An 18,374-nucleotide genomic window follows, 5' to 3' on the forward strand; every position below is an offset into this window, starting at 1 on the left:
GCTGTCCGCGAATTTATAAATGACCGGAACCTGTTCTGATGACGTTTCGCCCCCGTATATTATCCGCATTGTTTTTAAGAGTTGGACTGGCTGTTGCCCTCTCAGGCAGTGCATTATTCTCCGCACAGGCTGATGCACCCGCCAAACAGGCTTTTGGCTCGGTCAAACTACCGTCAGTCACTGCACCGGAATCCTACGGATTTTATTCCAAAGGCTGCATCAGCGGTGCGGTTGCATTGCCGGTTGACGGGCCAAACTGGCAGGTTATGCGCCTGTCCCGTAACCGCAACTGGGGTCATCCGAACCTGATTGCGCTTTTGGAGAAACTCTCCCGCGATAGTGCTAAAACCGGCTGGAACGGCTTGCTGGTCGGGGACATTTCCCAGCCACGCGGCGGCCCTATGCTCACCGGCCACGCTTCCCATCAGGTCGGGCTGGATGCTGATATCTGGCTGACGCCGATGCCAAACCGCCGCTTCACCAATCAGGAGCGTGAAGATGTGAGCGCGGTTTCCATGCTCAAAACAAATTCGCTCTATGTGGATCAGAACAAATGGACACCGTCACGCACGGCACTGCTCAAACATGCGGCCGGCTATCCGGAAGTAGAACGGCTTTTTGTGCATCCCGGCATTAAAAAACAACTCTGTGAAACCGTAACCGGTGACCGCAGCTGGCTGGCAAAAGTGCGTCCTTATTGGGGGCATCATTATCATTTCCATGTGCGACTGCGCTGTCAGGCCGGATCACCGGACTGCAAACCGCAGGAACCAACCGGCAAAGATGACGGTTGCGGCAAATCCCTCGACTGGTGGTTTACTGACGAGCCGTGGAAACCGGCAAAACCTGCGAAACCCGGTGAAAAACCAAAGCCGCCAAAGATCATGATGGTATCGCAACTGCCGCAGGCCTGCGCATCCCTGCTGAATGCACCGGCTCCGGCTTCTGTACAAGACGTGACTTTTGGTCTGAAGAAAGGCGGCAATGCCAGTGCCTTTGCACCGGAACAGGCACCGGCCTCTGTGCCATTGCCCGCGCAGAAACCGTAATCGTAAAATCTGTCACACTATTGCGCTTTTCTTCAACCAACGCATCCGATATAGAATTAAAACGATTTAGAGGCAGAGCAGACAGCAATCATCGCTTGGCTCTTTCTCTGCAACAATAAAACAAACATTCAGAGTGAGAAGCAGTATTAACAATGCCTAATATCGATCCGAACTTTGTTTTTCCTGTCCTTATCGGTGATATCGGCGGCACCAATGCCCGCTTTGCTATTCTGGTTGATTCCTACGCCGAGCCAAAAGAATTTCCGGTTCTGCTGACCAAAGATTTCGCAACGCTGGAAGATGCAATCCAGACTGTTGTTCTGGATCACACATCCATCCAGCCGCGCTCGGCAGTGATTGCCATTGCCGGTCCAGTCGAAGGCGATGAAATTCCGCTCACCAATTGCCAGTGGGTTGTGAAGCCGCGCCAGATGATGGAACGCTTCAACCTGCAGGACATCACCGTCCTCAATGATTTTGAAGCACAGGCACTGGCTGTTGTCTCCCTCGACGATCACCATCTGGAAAATATCGGCGGTGCAACCGCTCATCCGAACGGCAAACGTGTGGTTCTGGGGCCCGGCACAGGGCTTGGTGTTGCAGGTCTGATCCGCTCGCGCCAGACATGGGTTCCGGTTCCGGGTGAAGGCGGCCATGTGGATTTTGGCCCGCGCTCTGAGCGCGATCTGCAGATTTTTCCGTTTATTGAAAAGATTGACGGCCGTGTTTCTGCAGAGCAGCTGCTTTGCGGACGTGGTTTGCAGCATATTTACAAGGCAATCTGTCAGGCCGATGGTGTAAAACCGTCCCTCGTTACACCGGCTGAAATTACCGATGCGGCGCTGGACAAAAGCAATGCACAGGCTGTTGAAACTTTAGAGCTTTTCGTGATTTATCTCGGCCGTCTCGCCGGTGATCTTGCTCTCATTTTCATGGCACATGGCGGCGTTTATCTGTCAGGGGGCATTCCGCAGCGCATTATTTCCGCCTTGCGCACCGGCAGTTTCCGCGCTGCTTTTGAGGACAAAGCACCGCATCAGCTGATCCTCAAATCCATCCCTGTCTATGTCATCACCCATCCGCTGGCAGCTATTGCAGGGCTTTCGGCCTATGCACGCACCCCTGCCCGTTTTGACATTCACACAGACGGTCGTCGTTGGCGCTAATTTTTGAGCCATAATAAGTCATAAACCTTATTGACCATGCTTTCGCGCAAAGAGCATGGTCAAATGCTTTATACAGCTTTATAGAAAAGGAATGACGACAGGCGCAACAAACCCTGCCGATGCTTACAGATAACCAGCAGCAGGATTTTCCCTGACCGTGACTTTATTTAAAAAGAAAAAAAAGATTGATCCCGCAGAAACCACACAGATGATCCGTCGTGTGCTTTCTGAAAATTTTTCCGATCATAAATTATCCTATGCCAAAGCCATTGCCGGTTCCCTGATGATTTCCGGCGCTACCGTTTTTGTCGGCTATATTATGCGCGATGTCATTAATGACATTTTCTACAAGCAGCGCGCCGATCTGATCGCCTATATTGCCGGATCTATCCTGCTCGCTTTTGTTTTGCGCGGATTGGGCAGCTATATTCAGGCAGTGCAACTGGCCAAGATCGGTAACAATCTGGCCGCGATCTATCAGAAACGTGTCTTCGCCCATCTGATGAAGCTGGGGCTGAATTTCTATAATGATCACCGCTCCGGTCATCTGGCAGCGCAGATCAATCAGAATATCGGCGGTATGCGCGATCTGATGAATATGACGATCACATCGCTGGCGCGTGATGCGGTGATGCTGGTCGGCCTGATCTGTATCATGGTCTATCAGGAACCGTATTTATCGCTTTATTCGCTACTGATTGCACCGCCGCTGATTCTGACCGTGACCTATGTGTCACGCCGTATCCGCACGGTCACGCGTGAGGTTGTGCATCTGAACTCCCATCTGCTCGGTGCCATGCAGGAAACCACGCAGGGTATCGCCATTGTGAAAGCCTTCACGATGGAAGATCAGTTGCGCGGTAAAATCAACGGGCTGATCGAACTGGCTGAAACCCGTTCCAACAAAATCGCCAGCGTTTCCGAGCGTGTAACTCCGATTTCCGAGATTCTCGCCGGTATCGCTATCGCTTCCGTCATTGCTTATGCCGGTTACCGCGCCATCGCTGAGCAGCAGCCACCCGGCACAATGTTCGCCTTCATCACGTCGATGATGCTGGCCTATGACCCTGCGCGCCGCCTTGCGCGTCTGCAGGTCAGTCTGGAACGTGCGCTCGTCAATGCCCGTATGATCTATGAAATTCTTGATCTGCAACCGGCACAGAGCGATCGTCCCGATGCCGTTGAACTGAAAGTGCAAAACGGAACTGTCCGTTTTGAAGATGTCCAGTTTGCCTATCATGCGCAGGGCACACCTGAGCATCAGCAGGTTCTCAAAGGCGTCAGCTTTATCGCAAAAGCCGGAGAAACAACGGCCATTGTCGGTGCGTCCGGTGCGGGTAAATCCACACTGATTGCGCTGATCCAGCGTTTCTATGATGTCAATGACGGGCGTATTCTCATTGACGATCAGGATATTGCCGGTATGACTGTCAATTCACTGCGCCATTCCATCGCCTATGTTTCGCAACAACCATACCTGTTTGAAGGCACCATTGCCGATAATATCCGTTATGGCCGCCCCGATGCGACAGAAGAAGAAATCATTGAGGCCGCGAAACTCGCCAATGCCCATGAATTCATTATCCGTCAGCCGCAGGGCTATGACAGTCCTGTCGGTGAAAACGGTGTGACACTTTCCGGCGGTCAGCGTCAGCGTCTTTCCATTGCCCGTGCAATTGTGCGCAATGCACCGATCCTGCTGCTCGATGAAGCCACATCCGCCCTCGACAATGATTCTGAAAAACGGGTGCAGCAGGCTCTGGAAACCATCATGAAGGACCGCACCACAATTGTGATTGCCCATCGTCTTTCGACTGTGGTCAGTGCGGATAAAATCATCGTCATGGAAGCGGGTAATATTGTTGAAGAAGGCCGTCATACCGATCTCATCTCCATCGAGAACGGGATTTACGCCCGCTTCTACCAGTTGCAATCCGCACCTGAGAATGAAACCCTGATCGGATAAGTCATGACCTCAACTGTTTCAGCCATGCAGACTTCTTCATCCCCGATGCGCCTTGTTGTCACCGGCGCAGGCGGACGTATGGGAAAAGCACTCATTCGTGCCATTGCGGAAAATCCGGAGACTGTTCTTTCAGGCGCGATTGTGCGTGAAGGCTCCCCGCTGATCGGACAGGATGCCGGTGAAATAGCAGGCTGCGGTAAAAACGGCATCCTCATCTCTGCCGATCCGCTGCCGGTTTTTGCCGAGGCGCAAGGTGTGCTGGATTTCACCACACCCGCTTCGACGCTGACCTATGCAGCACTTGCCGCGCAGGCACGCATTGTCCATGTGATCGGCACTACAGGCTGCTCGGAAGATGATGAAGAAAAGATCCGCGCCGCCGCCCGTCATGCGACAATTATCAAGTCCGGCAATATGAGCCTCGGCGTCAATCTCCTGTCTGCATTGGTGGAACAGGCTGCACGTGCGCTCAGCCCTTCCGCTTTCGATATTGAAATCTTCGAAATGCATCACAAGCATAAAGTCGATGCCCCTTCCGGCACAGCACTGCTTCTGGGTGAAGCGGCAGCAGATGGCCGCGGCATTACACTGAAAGATCACAGTGTCCGTGTGCGCGACGGCCATACCGGCGCACGTGAAGACGGCACAATCGGTTTCGCTTCTTTGCGCGGCGGTTCTGTTGTCGGGGATCATTCTGTGATTTTTGCCGGTCTTTCAGAACGCATCACTTTATCCCATCAGGCACAGGACCGCTCCGTCTTCGCACAAGGTGCGGTAGCAGCCGCATTATGGGGGCACGGCAAAAAACCGGGTCTTTATTCAATGCGTGACGTTCTCGGCCTCTGACCCAGTTTTTATTTGTCTATCTAACCGGAGATAAACTTATGTCCCGCACCCTTGTTCTTGTCCGCCACGGCCAAAGCGAATGGAATCTGAAAAACCTGTTTACCGGCTGGCGCGATCCGTCCCTGACCGAACAGGGTCATGCAGAAGCCAAAGCCGCAGGCCAGCGCCTGAAAGATGCCGGTCTGAAATTTGATATTGCTTACACATCCGATCTGTCCCGTGCACAGATCACCTGTCAGCATATTCTTGACCAGCTTGGTCAGTCTGATTTGCAGACCATCCGCAATGTTGCGCTGAATGAGCGCGACTATGGCGATCTTTCCGGCCTCAACAAGGATGATGCCCGCGCCAAATGGGGCGAAGAACAGGTTCACGTCTGGCGCCGTTCCTATGATGTGCCGCCTCCGGGCGGGGAAAGCCTGCGCGATACCGGCGCACGCGTCTGGCCTTATTATCTGCACACAATCCAGCCGCATGTATTGCGCGGTGAAAAAGTGCTGGTTGCCGCTCACGGCAATTCCCTGCGTGCTCTGATTATGGCTCTGGAAGGCCTGACCAGCGATGAAATCATTGCGCAGGAGCTGAATACCGGCGTACCGATCATTTATGAACTGAATGCAGACAGCACAATCGCTTCCAAGAAAGTGCTGAGCGCATAATCAGAGCCATTCGCTCAGAGTGATTCAAAGCCGGATACATCCATGTGTCCGGCTTTTTTCTTTGCATAATGTGGAAAACAACACACGTCTAAGGTGTTGAAATGATTTTATTTTCCATCCTGAGACGAAAAAACAAAAAAACTTCAAAAAAATACAAATTTTCTGCAATTTTCGATGAAATGCCGTTGACATGAATCACTCTGCCCTTTAAACGGTCACTCAACGCCCAGATGGCGGAATTGGTAGACGCACCAGCTTCAGGTGCTGGCGCTCGCAAGGGCGTGGAGGTTCGAGTCCTCTTCTGGGCACCATATAAAGACTACTACCAAGGTCTTTAACAAAAACACCCGCGCAAGCGGGTTTTTTTGTATCTGCATTTCATCCGCACAATATCCCCCCTCTCCTCAGCAGGAAACACCCATGGAAACTGTCGCAATTGACAATCGCAGCGAATTTGCTCTCTGGGCTATTCAGCGCGCGCAGGAAATCGTTACACAGCAAGGCGCCGCACTGGCGATGGCGGCACGCGATATGAATGAAGAAGAACTGGCCAGAACTGCCGCCGATCTCGGCTCAGCAATTTCAGATGCCTTGATTGATGTTTTCGACGGATTAATGGTTTCGGAATAATTCGGATATTTTTTATCAGATTATCCCGTTTCCTTTTTTGTAAGAGCGCACTAATATTATTGTAACATCTGCTGGCGAAACGAAAAAACACCAAACACGACCAGCAGCACTGCCGTTTATACGACCCGTCTTCGCATGCCACCTTTCTTATAAAACAGAAATCTGGAACTTATCTTGATCAGTCAGAATGCTACCCGGCCATTTGAAATCCCTGCGAATGAAGCTGAACGTCTTGTATCTGTTCGCAGTCTGCTTCCTTCTCAGTTCACAATTACAGATGAGCTGAACATTCTCACAACGCTTGTCAAAAATATTTTCCACGCGGCATCCTGCGCCGTGACGATTATTGATGAAGACTGGCAACGCATCGCCTCAACGGCAGGTATCAAGGCGGAAGATTGTCCGCGCGAGCAATCTGCATGTACCTATGTCGTTAAATCCGGCCGTCAGTTTATTGTGCAGGATATGACGCGCGATCCCGCTTTCAACAGCAAAAACTATGTTACCGGCGATCCGTCCTTCCGCTTTTATGCAGGGTTTCCGCTGGAGATTGATACAGGGCTGACATTGGGTGCCTTGTGCATCATTGATACAAAGCCACGTACACTGAGCGATGATGATTGTGAGGAGATGCGCCGCTTTGCCCTTCTCGCCAGCGCCCTGCTCCGGCTGCAACGCAAGAATGTTGTTTTGCAAAATGACAAAACCAATTTATGGAAAAATTCTCTGACTGATCCGCTGACGCAGCTCTACAACCGCCGCGCATTGAAGGAATATGTCTCGCCGTTTCTTCGTCAGCATTTTGATGAAAAACGCTCTGCCGGCATTCTGCTGCTGGATATGGATAATTTCAAAACCATCAATGACACGCACGGACATCCGGCCGGTGACAGATTGTTGCGGCAGGCGGCAGAAAGAATCCGTTCCGTTCTGGGGTCTGATGATATTCCCGTCCGTATCGGCGGCGATGAATTTTGTATCATTCTGCCGGAAACACAAAGCGATGATACGTTGAAAACGATTGCCGACTGTCTGGTTGATGCATTCCGCATCCCGTTCAAAATCAACGGGCATGATATTCATTCAGCCGTCAGTATCGGCACTTTATTGGTACCCGAGGACGGCCGCACCAGCGAGCAAATGTCCCGTCATGCGGATAAAGCACTTTACACAGCCAAAGCCCGTGGCCGAAATTGTGCCGTCCGTTTTGACAAGTCGATGCTTTAGACCTGTTTAAACCGTATTCCTGGACTATAAATATATGAAAGTATCATCTGCGGGTCTGGCAAAAATCACGCATGATATTGCTCGGGGGTGCTCAGCACCCTATATACACGATCTCTGACTGCACTATTCCGGCACCTTAACAACATCCGGAGATGCTCTAGTGATCTGCAATGAGGAAACTGCGCTTGCGTAAGAAATTGCATGACAGGAAATTACCCCAGACGGTTCTGAGAGCAATACGCAACCGGCGCGGCTACCGGCCGCTGGCAGATAATAATCCGAGCGGCGATACAATCGTTGCCTCTTACAATGTCCATAAATGTATCGGCATTGACAAAAAATTCGACCCCGAACGCACGGCTCAGGTCATCTCCGAACTAAATGCCGATATCATCGCTATTCAGGAAGCGGACAAGCGTTTTGGTGAGCGCCACGGCCTGCTCAATCTGCAACATCTGGAGAGAGACAGTGGCTTAGTGCCAGTGCCGATCCAGACTATGTCGCCCAACGGCCATGGCTGGCATGGCAATCTGCTGCTGTTCCGGCAGGGGCTTATCAGAGATATTCACCAGCTGAAATTACCGGGTGTGGAGCCGCGCGGTGCCGTGGTTGCAGATATTGATCTGGAGGAAGGCCCGCTGCGGATTATTGCCGCGCATTTCGGCCTGCTGAAACATTCCCGTTCCCGTCAGGCAGAAACCCTGCTCTCGATGATCCGTGAGGATAATGAGCGTCCGACTATCCTGATCGGCGATCTCAATGAATGGCGCGTCGGCAAAGGCTCCTCGCTGGCAACTTTGCAACCGGTGTTCAACCTCACAGCGGGTGCCGTTCCGAGCTTTCCTTCAAGATTTCCGGTATTGGCGCTGGATCGTATCCTCAGCAGCCCGCAAAAGCTTGTTACCTCGGTCGAAGTACATAACACGCCGCTTGCCCGTATCGCATCGGATCATCTGCCGATCAAAGCCCATCTCGACCTGAGAGCACTGGATTTACCCAATCCGATGCAAGCGCGCTTTTCTGCTTAAAGATAAGGCGACCCCAGCCAGACAATCCGCTCCAGCAAACGGCGGGAGAACGGCCGCGCCTTCAGATCGGCCAGCTTGACACCTGTACCCAGCGCCACATGCTGATCGATGCGTCTGGAAATGGATTTTGCCGTTCCGGCATCATAGACTTCAAGATCGATCTCAAAGTTCAGACGCAGAGAACGCGGGTCAAGATTGCTGGAGCCGACATAAGCCCAGACATCATCGACGCTCATCAGCTTTGAATGATTGAACGCGCCTTTGGCGCGCCAGATCCGGCAACCATCTTTCAGCAACTGGTCGAACTGCGCCGTCATCGCCATATCCACCAGCACCAGATTATTCTGCGCAGGCACAACAATATCAACCGTAACGCCACGCCGCGCAGCCGTTACCAGCGCACTGACCAATTCACGATCCGGCAGCAGATAAGGCGTCATGATACGGATATGTTTTTCAGCGACGGAAAAAGCGCCCATCATGATTTTATGATTGGTTTCAAGACTCTTATCCGGCCCCGAAGGCACAGCACGCACCAGCAGCCCTTCACCGGGTGAAAAAGCCGGTGGCGTCACAGACCATGCAGCACCGCTTAAATGCTCATCAGTGGTAAAGCGCCAGTCCTCGGACGCCGTATTGAACAAATCTGTCACGACCGGCCCTGTGAGACGGAAATGTGTATCCTGTGCCGCATGATCGCGGGCAAATTCTGTCGTGAAGCCCGCACGGATATTCATGCCACCGGTAAAAGCAATTCCCCCGTCAATAATCAGGATTTTACGGTGCGTACGCAGATTGGCATAAGGCAGACGCAGCCCCATAATCAGCTTGCCGTTAAACACCTCTGCCTGCACGGTCTTGGAGCGCAGCAAACCAACGATACTCGGCGTGGAATAACGGGCGCCGACAGCATCCACCAGCACGCGGACTTCCACACCGCGGATAACGGCCTTGCCAAGCGCCTCGGCAAATTGCTTGCCGATTTCATCATTATCAAAAATATAGGTTTCCAGCAGAATGCTGCGTTTTGCTCTGCTAATCGCTTCCAGCATGGCTGCATAGGCGATATCACCGCTCTGCAAAACTTCAATATTATTGCCCGATGTCAGATTACAGCGACTGACAACATCGCCCAGCCGTTTCATCGCAATAAAATTATTGCCGCTGGCATCGCGCACTTCATCCGGCGAGGCGTCATAATGCGACAGATGATAGAGCTCAATATCAGTCATGCCTGCGCGCTGCATACTCAGCGAGGTTCGTCTGATACGGTTCACACCGGCAATGGCATAGACCACGGCACCGATAATCGGCGACAGCATGATAACGCCGACCCACCCGAGAGCGGAGCGGACTTCCTCTTTGGTCATCGTCGCATGAATGGCAGCAATCGCACCGATAATCAGCGAAAAACCAAGCACAATATGCGGCCAGTAAACCGGCCAATATGAAATCAACGCGTCAAACATGCAGGCAAATTATCAGCAATCACCGAGCTTTGGCAAAAGAATTTCGCGCCTGATTTATAATACACAGCTTGCCGGATAAAAATTCAGATGCACTTTAAAAACACAGAGCAAAACCTGCAGTTTCTAACCCGTTTTTCAGCCGCACTAAAGATCCTGATTTTAATATAGTGAAGCAGGATCACATTATAATCATTTGAATTTTGCAATAAATTTAATATGATCATCTTTTAATAAGAGTTGCGTTACTTCATCAACAGGATGACACTCATGTCTTTATCATCAGATATTAAAACTCCGGCACAAGCCATCAGCTCCCTCACTCATAAATGGGGCTGGTTTATCGTTCTGGGCATTGTCATGCTGATGCTCGGTGGTATTGCTTTCGGTAATCTCGTTTTTGCGACCGTGGCATCGGTCTATTACGTAGGTATCACTATTCTGATTGCTGGTATTGTTGAAATCATCCATGCATTCAGTGTTCAGACATGGAAGAGCTTCTTCTTCTGGATGATCAGCGGTGCGCTTTATGCGGCAGCCGGTGTTCTGACCTTCCTCAACCCGCTGCTCGCATCCAGCATTTTCACAATCTTCATCGCCGCAGCACTGCTTGGTTCGGGTGTATTCCGTATGTGGGTCGCATTCCAGAGCCGCAGCGTTAAAGGCTGGGGCTGGATGCTCGCCGGTGGTCTCATCACTGCCCTCGCCGGTATCGTTATTGCAATCGGCTGGCCGGTCAACAGCCTGTGGATTCTCGGCATGTTCCTTGCCATTGATCTGGTCTTCCAGGGCTGGGCAATGATCGCACTGGGCTTTGGCCTCAAGACTATGCGCGGCTGATAAAACCGCTTTATGAAAAGGGCGTTTTCTGCTTTCAACGGCAGAAAATGCCCTTTTGCATTTCAGGTCGACGAACTGCCACGATGCTGCTAGAAGGCACACCTGTCCAATTTTATATTATCCGAGCTCTTTATGCCTGAACAAACGACCCCCGCCTCGCATCGTCGCACATTCGCGATCATTGCGCATCCGGACGCCGGTAAAACCACGCTGACTGAAAAACTACTGCTATTCGGCGGCGCTATTCAGCTTGCCGGTGAAGTTAAGGCAAAGAAAGACCGCATCCAGACCCGTTCCGACTGGATGAATATCGAGCGCGACCGCGGTATTTCCGTCGTCACCTCGGTGATGACCTTTGAATATAAAGACTGCATCTTCAACCTGCTCGATACACCGGGTCACGAAGACTTTGCCGATGATACCTATCGCACGCTCACAGCCGTTGACAGTGCTGTCATGGTGATCGATGCCGCAAAAGGTATCGAACCGCGTACGCTGAAATTGTTTGAAGTCTGCCGTATGCGCGACATTCCGATTGTCACTTTCATCAACAAGATGGACCGTGAAGCCCGCGACCCGTTTGAGATTCTCGACGAGATCGAAGAAAAACTGGCGCTGGATACCGCACCGATCACATGGCCGATCGGTTCCGGCAAAAGCTTTGCCGGTACCTATGATCTGCACAATAACACCATCCGCCGTCAGGATACCGAAGAGCAGCCGACACCGGTCAGCGGCCCTGACGATGCGCTGGCTGCCGGTCTGCTGCCGGAAAATGAACGTGAAAACTTCATTGAAAGCGTGGAAATGGCACGCGGCGTCTGCCGTGAATTTGATCTGCAGTCGTTCCGTGAAGGTCATCTGACACCGGTTTATTTCGGCTCTGCGCTGAAGAAATTCGGTGTGCGCGATCTGATTGAAGCTTTCTGCGATTACGGCCCGAGCCCGCGCGCACAGGATGCCGATACCCGCCGCGTTGAAGCCGATGAAGAAAAAATGACCGGCTTCGTCTTCAAAATTCAGGCGAATATGGATCCGAACCACCGCGACCGCATCGCCTTCCTGCGCGTCTGCTCCGGCAAATTGTCCCGTGGCATGAAAGCCAAGCTGGTGCGTACCGGCAAGCCGATGAGTCTTTCCGCTCCGCAGTTCTTCTTTGCCCGCTCGCGTCAGATCGCCGATGAAGCTTTTGCCGGTGACGTGGTTGGCATTCCGAACCACGGAACTCTGCGCATTGGTGACACGCTGACCGAGGGTGAAGACCTGCTGTTCCGTGGTGTACCAAACTTCGCGCCGGAAATTCTGCGCCGCGTGCGTCTTGATGATGCAATGAAGGCCAAGAAACTGCGTGAAGCTCTCCAGCAGATGGCTGAAGAAGGCGTGGTGCAACTGTTCCTGCCGGATGACGGCTCTCCGGCGATTGTCGGCGTGGTCGGCGCGCTGCAGATCGACGTTCTGACCGAGCGTCTCAAGATCGAATATTCATTGCCGGTCGGTTTTGAAATGTCGCGCTTCAGCCTGTGCCGCTGGATTTCTTCCGATGATCCGGCAGAGCTGAACCGTTTCATCGCTACCCATCGCGCTGATATTGCTCATGATCTGGATAATGATCCGGTCTATTTGACGCCAAATGCATTCTCGCTGAATTATGAAGCAGAACGCTGGAAAGCCATCAAATTTGCCGCGATCAAAGATTATCAGGTTCGCGACATTAAGAAGTAACCCAAAAATCCGCGCAACCGGTTTCTGCTGTCATCTTCTACGGATGGTCTGACAGAGCCGGTTACGCGGCAGCCCCTCTGCGGCTGAACTTATTGTTTATGAATGCACAGTCTCGCCGTGCAGATTGATATCGAGACCTTCGATTTCCGTGGCCTTGGACACTCTCAGCCCCATGAATATTCTGATGACAAAAACAATCAGGGCAGTCATCAGCGCCGTATAAAGCATGGTCACCACCACACCATAAAGCTGCTTGAGAACCGTCGCGCCTTCCGAGAGCGGATTGATCGCCGCATCTGCAAACAGGCCGGTGAGAAGCGCGCCGATAATACCGCCGACACCATGCACACCAAAAGCATCCAGACTGTCATCATAGCCGAGCCAGTGCTTGAGCTTGACCGCCGCGAAATAACAGCCTGCACCGGACGCCACGCCGATTATCAGCGCCCCTGCCGGATTAACAAAGCCTGCAGCCGGTGTAATCCCCACAAGACCAGCCACCGCGCCGGAAATAATACCCAGCACACTGGGCCGCTTTGTCGCCAGCCATTCCACAACCATCCAGCTCAGCGCAGCCGCGGCAGCGGCAACCTGCGTATTCACCATGGCCACGGCAGCAATACCATTGGCACCACCGGCAGAACCGGCATTGAAACCAAACCAGCCAACCCAAAGCAGCGATGCACCAATCAGCGAATAGACCAGATTATGCGGTGCCATATTCACCTGTCCGTAGCCGTCACGCTTGCCCAGTATCAGCGCCACAACCAGACCGGCAATACCCGAATTGATATGCACGACCGTGCCACCGGCAAAATCCAGCACGCCGTCACCACCGAGAAAACCGCCGCCCCACACCCAATGCGCCACCGGCACATAGACAATGAACAGCCACAAAATGGTGAAGATCAGCAGCGCTGAGAATTTCATCCGCTCGGCAAATGCACCGACAATCAGTGCAGGCGTGATGATCGCAAATGTCATCTGAAAGGTGATAAACACATATTCAGGAATTGTGCCGGTCAGGGATGCCGGTGTGACACCCGCAAAAAACGCTTTCGACAATCCGCCGATAAAAGCATTGGCACTGCCGCCGTCACTGAAAGCGAGCGAGTAACCGGCCACCATCCACAATACGGAAGCCACACAGGCAATTGCAAAACTTTGCATAGTGGTTGCAAGCACATTCTTACCGCGCACCATGCCGCCATAAAACAGTGCCACACCCGGTATGGTCATCAGCAAAACCAGCACTGTGGAGGTCAGCATCCACGCGGTATCACCGGTGTCTGCTACAGCTGTCGCATCCTGCGCAAATGCCTGCGCATATGGAAAAACTATCAATACAGCCAAAGCACCAAATGCAGCCTTGATTGAACTGCGTGCTGATAATCTGGGCTCTCTGAAAATAAGCATCAAAATCTCCCGTATCTGCCGGAAGCCCCGCAACAGGCAGGCTTCTGTGGCTCAACAGAGACACAGCAATTTTCATGCCAAACTGTGAAAAATCATTAATTGGGAGCAGGGTTAAAATAATAAGCTGCTGATTTTTATTTAAAAATATTTCCGCTTAAAAAATGGATTATTTAACGACAAGTAATATTGATATTCGTTGAGCACAAAGAGCAGACACTCGTCAAAAGCAGATTTGCCTAAAAATAAAGCAGCACATATATGCAAGCCTTATTTTTAGGCAATCAATTTAAAAATAATTATTCAGCTTAAAGCAGCAGCAATCTTTTCAGCCAGCCGCAATGCCACTTCATCCTTATCCAGCAGCGGCCATTCGTCCACGCCATCACGGCTAACCAGCAGCACCTGATTATGATCGCCACCCATCACGCTGCCGCCATCTTCAGAAAAACTCACATTATTCGCGACAATCCAGTTCGCGCCCTTTTTATCCAGTTTCTTGCGGGCATTTTCGACCACATTTTGCGTCTCAGCAGCGAAACCGACAACGAGACGCGGACGCTGTTCGTGATGACCGATCGTCGCCAGAATGTCGGGGTTTTCCACCATCTGCAAAGACGGCGCCGCTTCACCTGCCTGCTTCTTGATCTTCTGATCCGCTGCATTGGCTGTGCGCCAGTCTGCAACAGCCGCAACCATCACCGCCGCATCAGCAGGCAATTGCGCCTCAACCGCATCGCGCATTTGCTGCGCAGTTTCCACATGGATGGTTTTAACACCTTGCGGATCAGAAATAGTCACCGGTCCAGCTACCAACCGCACATCCGCACCAAGCCGCGCCAGAGCCGCAGCAATTGCATGCCCCTGCTTGCCCGACGAGCGATTGGCAATATAGCGCACCGGATCAATCGGCTCATGGGTCGGACCCGATGTAATGATGATCTTCTTTCCAGCCAGCGGCAAAGACTGCACGGGTAACAGCAATTGCTCGATCTTCGCCACGATCTGCAAAGGCTCACTCATGCGCCCTGTGCCTGCCTCGCCTTTCTCAGCCATTTCACCACGCTCAGGGCCGATAAAATGCACACCATCCTGATGCAGCACTTTCACATTGCGTTGTGTTGCCGGATTATTCCACATCGCCGGATTCATTGCAGGCGCTATCAATATCGGCACTTTGCGCGCCAGCAGAATAGCCGCTGCCAGATCACCGCCTAGCCCTGCCACCATCTGCGCCATACGATCAGCCGTCGCAGGAGCCACCACAATCAAATCAGCATCACGCGCCAACCTGATATGGCCGACATCCTGCTCATCCTCGCGGGAAAACAAATCCGTATAAACATGGTCGGCAGCCAAAGCACCGACAGACAGCGGCGTAATAAAAGCCTGCGCTGCTAGCGTCATCACCGGCCGCACCTGCGCACCACGCTCTTTCAAACGACGGATCAGATCAAGCACCTTATAGGCAGCAATCCCGCCGCCGATAATCAGCAAAATCCGCTTACCTTTAAGGCTCTGCGCTACAGGATCAGATGCCGGAACCAAAGGAGCAGGCACTTGTGTTTCGCCCGACAACAGAACCCGCACCTCTTCTTCCATTGAGCGGCCATTGGCTGCCGCCTGACGGCGCAGTGCTTCTTTTACATCTTCATCAAGATTACGGATTGTGATGCTGGCCATAGAACCCTCCAACAAAAAAGCGATATTCCTTTCAGAATACCGCTTTTAAACTCAAATTTGCAATCATTTATGCAATCAATGCAATCAAAAGAGCAGTTTTACCGTCAGGATCACCACACAGACCGCCATCACAATCTGGGCAATCCGGCCTGAGCGCGTATGCCGTGCTTCTGCTTTGCCAATAGCTGCAGCGGTCGCATCATCAAAACGCAGACCATTGGCAGCCATATTGTCCAGTTCACCGGAAAGCCGCTCCAGCCGCTTGGTCAGTTCCGGTGTCTGACGCATAAAATGCAGCAATGCCATGCCGCTTTCTTTCACATCAGCCGCAATACCGACAGGCCCCAGATTTTTACGAATCCAGCCACCGACAACCGGCTCTGCCGATTTCCACATATTGAAATTCGGATCGAGTGTACGCGACACACCTTCCACCACAACCATGGTCTTTTGCAACATAATCAGTTCAGCACGGGTTTCCATGTCGAAAAGCTCTGTTACTTCAAACAGCAGGGTCAAAAGCTTGGCCATAGAAATGGTTTCCGCAGGCTGTCCATGGATCGGCTCGCCGATTGCGCGGATTGCCTGCGCAAAGCTCGCCACATCATGATGATGCGGCACATAGCCCGCTTCAAAATGCACCTCGGCCACACGGCGATAATCGCGCGTGATAAAACCATAGAGAATTTCTGCCAGAAAACGGCGCTGCTGCTTATTGAGACGGCCGGTAATGCCAAAATCCACTGCAACAATTGTGCCTTTTGCATCCACAAACAGATTGCCCGGATGCATATCCGCATGGAAAAAACCATCGCGCAGCGTATGGCGCAGGAAGGACTGGATCAATGTACGCGCCAGTTTCTGCAGATCAAAACCGGCAGCACGCAGGCCATCGACATCCGACATTTTAATGCCGTCAATCCATTCCATGGTCAGCACATCGCGGCCGGTGCGCTCCCAATCCACGGCAGGCACACGAAAACCTTCGTCACCCTTGATATTTTCGGCAATTTCAGACAATGCCGCCGCTTCCAGCCGCAAATCCATCTCGATGCGTGTGGTTTGCGCAAGCGTTTCAGCCACCATGACCGGACGCAGACGGCGTGTCACCGGCACAAAGCGCTCCTGCAGGCGTGCGACCATGAAGAAGCCTTCGAGATCCTGCGCGAAACGCTGACGCACACCCGGACGAATGACTTTCACCGCAACTTTGCGCGTACTGCCAACAAAAGCCGGATGCACCTGCGCCATAGAGGCGGCAGCAATCGGCGCATCAAATTCCGTATAGAGATCATCAATTGTGCGGCCGAGCGAGCCCTCAACCGTGCGCTTTGCAGCCTCTTCAGAGAAGAAATCCATCCGGTCCTGCAAAAGCTGCAAATCATCCGCAACTTCCTTGCCGACGAAATCCGGTCGCGTTGCCAGAAACTGACCAAGCTTTACATAAGACGGTCCCAACCGGTTCATCGCCCGCGACATGCGTTCTGAACGCGCTGTATCGCGCGAGCGTTTACGTGCCAGAGCCCCTGCAACACGGTGAGCAAAAGCAGGTAAACCGCTCAGGCCTTCTGCCGGCAATGCGCTGATTACACCTTCACGGGTCATCACCCAACCGGCATGGATCAGTCGGAAACTAGCAGCAATGCGGCCCATAACTCACTCACTTTACAGAGCGCATTCCGGAAATCCTGTAGTAATTTCCGGAATTAAAATGCGCGGGAAATAATAATCAGATTTTCCAGCCAGAATGCAGGCTGGCAATACCGCCGGTGAAATTACGCCATGTCACGCGGGAGAAGCCGGCCGCTGTGATCATATTGGCAAAATCCTGCTGTTTCGGGAATTTGCGGATGGATTCAACCAGATATTTGTAGGATTCCGCATCACCGGTCACCATTTTGCCAATGGCCGGAATGGCATGGAACGACCATTGGTCATAAATCTTATCCAGCAGCGGCATTTCCACTTCGGAAAATTCAAGGCAGAGGAAACGGCCGCCCGGTTTCAGCACGCGGAAAGCCTCCTCCAGCGCCCAGTCAATATGCGGCACATTGCGGATACCGAAAGCAATCGTATAGGCATCAAAGGAATTATCGTCGAAAGGCAGTTTTTCGGCATTGGCCTCGACAAAATCCACATTATTCAGCAGGCCTTTTTTGGCAGCCCGCTCCTGCCCGACAGCCAGCATGGAACCATTAATATCAAGCACAGTTGTATGCGCCTGACGGTCTGATGCTTCAACAATACGGAACGCAATATCACCGGTACCACCGGCCACATCGAGCGAGCGCCAGTTCTGAATATGCGACGGGATTTTCGGCGGTGCCAGCCAGGCAACCATTGCATCTTTCCATGCACGGTGCAGACCGGCGGACATCAGATCATTCATCACATCATAGCGCTTGGCTACACTGTGAAAAACTTCATTCACCAGCCCCTGCTTGGACTCTTCATCGACTTTCTGAAAGCCGAAAGAATTCTCCATACCACCATGGGCACCGACACGGCTCTCATCTGCACCCTGATCCACGGTAGAATTTTCGTGTTGCTGGCTCATTTATTTATCCTGTCCTGCCCGCCCAACTTACCCGTCGGAACCAAAGCACTGCATAGAGACCCGAAACTGCAAATTTCAAGCTATGCCTGATGAAACATCTGCCCAGTAGCATATAAAGGCTG

At 52.2% G+C, this 18,374-nt stretch carries 15 protein-coding genes and 1 tRNA gene; 11 read left to right on the plus strand and 5 right to left on the minus strand.

Annotated features, from left to right (window positions below):
• Positions 1-38 precede the first annotated feature (38 nt).
• From mepA to LDL70_RS12105, 9 genes are all read left to right on the plus strand, one after another.
• Positions 39-1,049 (plus strand): penicillin-insensitive murein endopeptidase, encoded by a 1,011-nt coding sequence (gene mepA / locus LDL70_RS12065; RefSeq protein ID WP_225685152.1) that lies wholly within the window; start codon positions 39-41, stop codon positions 1,047-1,049.
• A 152-nt stretch (positions 1,050-1,201) separates the two neighbouring features.
• On the plus strand, positions 1,202-2,215 hold the full coding sequence (locus tag LDL70_RS12070) for a glucokinase (protein ID WP_225685153.1): 1,014 nt from the start codon (positions 1,202-1,204) through the stop codon (positions 2,213-2,215).
• A gap of 157 nt (positions 2,216-2,372) precedes the next feature.
• Complete coding sequence (locus LDL70_RS12075; RefSeq protein ID WP_225685154.1) at positions 2,373-4,181, plus strand: ABC transporter ATP-binding protein; 1,809 nt, start codon at positions 2,373-2,375, stop codon at positions 4,179-4,181.
• Positions 4,182-4,184: 3 nt separating this feature from the next.
• Positions 4,185-5,027, plus strand: coding sequence for a 4-hydroxy-tetrahydrodipicolinate reductase (gene dapB / locus LDL70_RS12080; RefSeq protein WP_225685155.1), 843 nt, complete (start codon positions 4,185-4,187; stop codon positions 5,025-5,027).
• Positions 5,028-5,065: 38 nt separating this feature from the next.
• The gene (locus LDL70_RS12085; protein WP_022712454.1) at positions 5,066-5,686 is read left to right on the plus strand and encodes a 2,3-bisphosphoglycerate-dependent phosphoglycerate mutase; all 621 of its coding nucleotides are present in this window, start codon (positions 5,066-5,068) and stop codon (positions 5,684-5,686) included.
• 224 nt (positions 5,687-5,910) lie between these two features.
• A tRNA-Leu gene (locus tag LDL70_RS12090) sits at positions 5,911-5,997 on the plus strand.
• 109 nt (positions 5,998-6,106) lie between these two features.
• Positions 6,107-6,316, plus strand: a complete 210-nt coding sequence (locus LDL70_RS12095; RefSeq protein WP_225685156.1) for a hypothetical protein — start codon at positions 6,107-6,109, stop codon at positions 6,314-6,316.
• A gap of 174 nt (positions 6,317-6,490) precedes the next feature.
• A complete protein-coding gene (locus LDL70_RS12100; protein WP_225685157.1) occupies positions 6,491-7,543 on the plus strand; it encodes a sensor domain-containing diguanylate cyclase in 1,053 nt (350 codons plus the stop codon).
• A 185-nt stretch (positions 7,544-7,728) separates the two neighbouring features.
• Positions 7,729-8,571: an endonuclease/exonuclease/phosphatase family protein gene (locus LDL70_RS12105; protein WP_175576120.1), complete on the plus strand. Its 843-nt coding sequence runs from the start codon at positions 7,729-7,731 to the stop codon at positions 8,569-8,571.
• On the opposite strand, the gene cls is transcribed toward LDL70_RS12105, so the two are convergent.
• Positions 8,568-10,040: a cardiolipin synthase gene (gene cls / locus LDL70_RS12110; protein WP_075657070.1), complete on the minus strand. Its 1,473-nt coding sequence runs from the start codon at positions 10,038-10,040 to the stop codon at positions 8,568-8,570. The two genes, LDL70_RS12105 and cls, sit on opposite strands and share 4 nt — an antisense overlap.
• Before the next feature lie 267 nt (positions 10,041-10,307).
• On the opposite strand from cls, the gene LDL70_RS12115 reads away from it, so the two are divergent.
• Positions 10,308-10,877, plus strand: coding sequence for an HdeD family acid-resistance protein (locus LDL70_RS12115; RefSeq protein ID WP_022712447.1), 570 nt, complete (start codon positions 10,308-10,310; stop codon positions 10,875-10,877).
• A gap of 132 nt (positions 10,878-11,009) precedes the next feature.
• On the plus strand, positions 11,010-12,599 hold the full coding sequence (locus LDL70_RS12120; protein ID WP_022712446.1) for a peptide chain release factor 3: 1,590 nt from the start codon (positions 11,010-11,012) through the stop codon (positions 12,597-12,599).
• A gap of 96 nt (positions 12,600-12,695) precedes the next feature.
• Here the strand turns inward: LDL70_RS12120 and LDL70_RS12125 are convergent, their stop codons facing one another.
• The 4 genes from LDL70_RS12125 to ubiE all read right to left on the minus strand — a co-directional run bounded on the left by LDL70_RS12125 (position 12,696) and on the right by ubiE (position 18,252).
• Positions 12,696-13,868, minus strand: a complete 1,173-nt coding sequence (locus tag LDL70_RS12125; RefSeq protein ID WP_225688548.1) for an ammonium transporter — start codon at positions 13,866-13,868, stop codon at positions 12,696-12,698.
• A gap of 447 nt (positions 13,869-14,315) precedes the next feature.
• Positions 14,316-15,695, minus strand: coding sequence for a bifunctional phosphopantothenoylcysteine decarboxylase/phosphopantothenate--cysteine ligase CoaBC (coaBC, locus tag LDL70_RS12130; RefSeq protein WP_225685158.1), 1,380 nt, complete (start codon positions 15,693-15,695; stop codon positions 14,316-14,318).
• Positions 15,696-15,779: 84 nt separating this feature from the next.
• On the minus strand, positions 15,780-17,348 hold the full coding sequence (gene ubiB / locus LDL70_RS12135) for a 2-polyprenylphenol 6-hydroxylase (protein WP_225685159.1): 1,569 nt from the start codon (positions 17,346-17,348) through the stop codon (positions 15,780-15,782).
• A gap of 76 nt (positions 17,349-17,424) precedes the next feature.
• Positions 17,425-18,252, minus strand: a complete 828-nt coding sequence (ubiE, locus tag LDL70_RS12140) for a bifunctional demethylmenaquinone methyltransferase/2-methoxy-6-polyprenyl-1,4-benzoquinol methylase UbiE (RefSeq protein ID WP_022712442.1) — start codon at positions 18,250-18,252, stop codon at positions 17,425-17,427.
• Positions 18,253-18,374: the final 122 nt, after the last annotated feature.

This window comes from Pseudochrobactrum sp. XF203, assembly GCF_020341615.1.
Taxonomy (GTDB): domain Bacteria; phylum Pseudomonadota; class Alphaproteobacteria; order Rhizobiales; family Rhizobiaceae; genus Pseudochrobactrum; species Pseudochrobactrum saccharolyticum.

Coding starts and splice junctions, on each gene's coding strand:
- mepA (WP_225685152.1), top strand. CDS start 39: ATGACGTTTCGCCCCCGTATATTATCCGCATTGTTTTTAAGAGTTGGA.
- LDL70_RS12070 (WP_225685153.1), top strand. CDS start 1,202: ATGCCTAATATCGATCCGAACTTTGTTTTTCCTGTCCTTATCGGTGAT.
- dapB (WP_225685155.1), top strand. CDS start 4,185: ATGACCTCAACTGTTTCAGCCATGCAGACTTCTTCATCCCCGATGCGC.
- LDL70_RS12085 (WP_022712454.1), top strand. CDS start 5,066: ATGTCCCGCACCCTTGTTCTTGTCCGCCACGGCCAAAGCGAATGGAAT.
- LDL70_RS12095 (WP_225685156.1), top strand. CDS start 6,107: ATGGAAACTGTCGCAATTGACAATCGCAGCGAATTTGCTCTCTGGGCT.
- cls (WP_075657070.1), bottom strand. CDS start 10,040: ATGTTTGACGCGTTGATTTCATATTGGCCGGTTTACTGGCCGCATATT.
- LDL70_RS12115 (WP_022712447.1), top strand. CDS start 10,308: ATGTCTTTATCATCAGATATTAAAACTCCGGCACAAGCCATCAGCTCC.
- LDL70_RS12120 (WP_022712446.1), top strand. CDS start 11,010: ATGCCTGAACAAACGACCCCCGCCTCGCATCGTCGCACATTCGCGATC.
- LDL70_RS12125 (WP_225688548.1), bottom strand. CDS start 13,868: ATGCTGACCTCCACAGTGCTGGTTTTGCTGATGACCATACCGGGTGTG.
- coaBC (WP_225685158.1), bottom strand. CDS start 15,695: ATGGCCAGCATCACAATCCGTAATCTTGATGAAGATGTAAAAGAAGCA.
- ubiB (WP_225685159.1), bottom strand. CDS start 17,348: ATGGGCCGCATTGCTGCTAGTTTCCGACTGATCCATGCCGGTTGGGTG.
- ubiE (WP_022712442.1), bottom strand. CDS start 18,252: ATGAGCCAGCAACACGAAAATTCTACCGTGGATCAGGGTGCAGATGAG.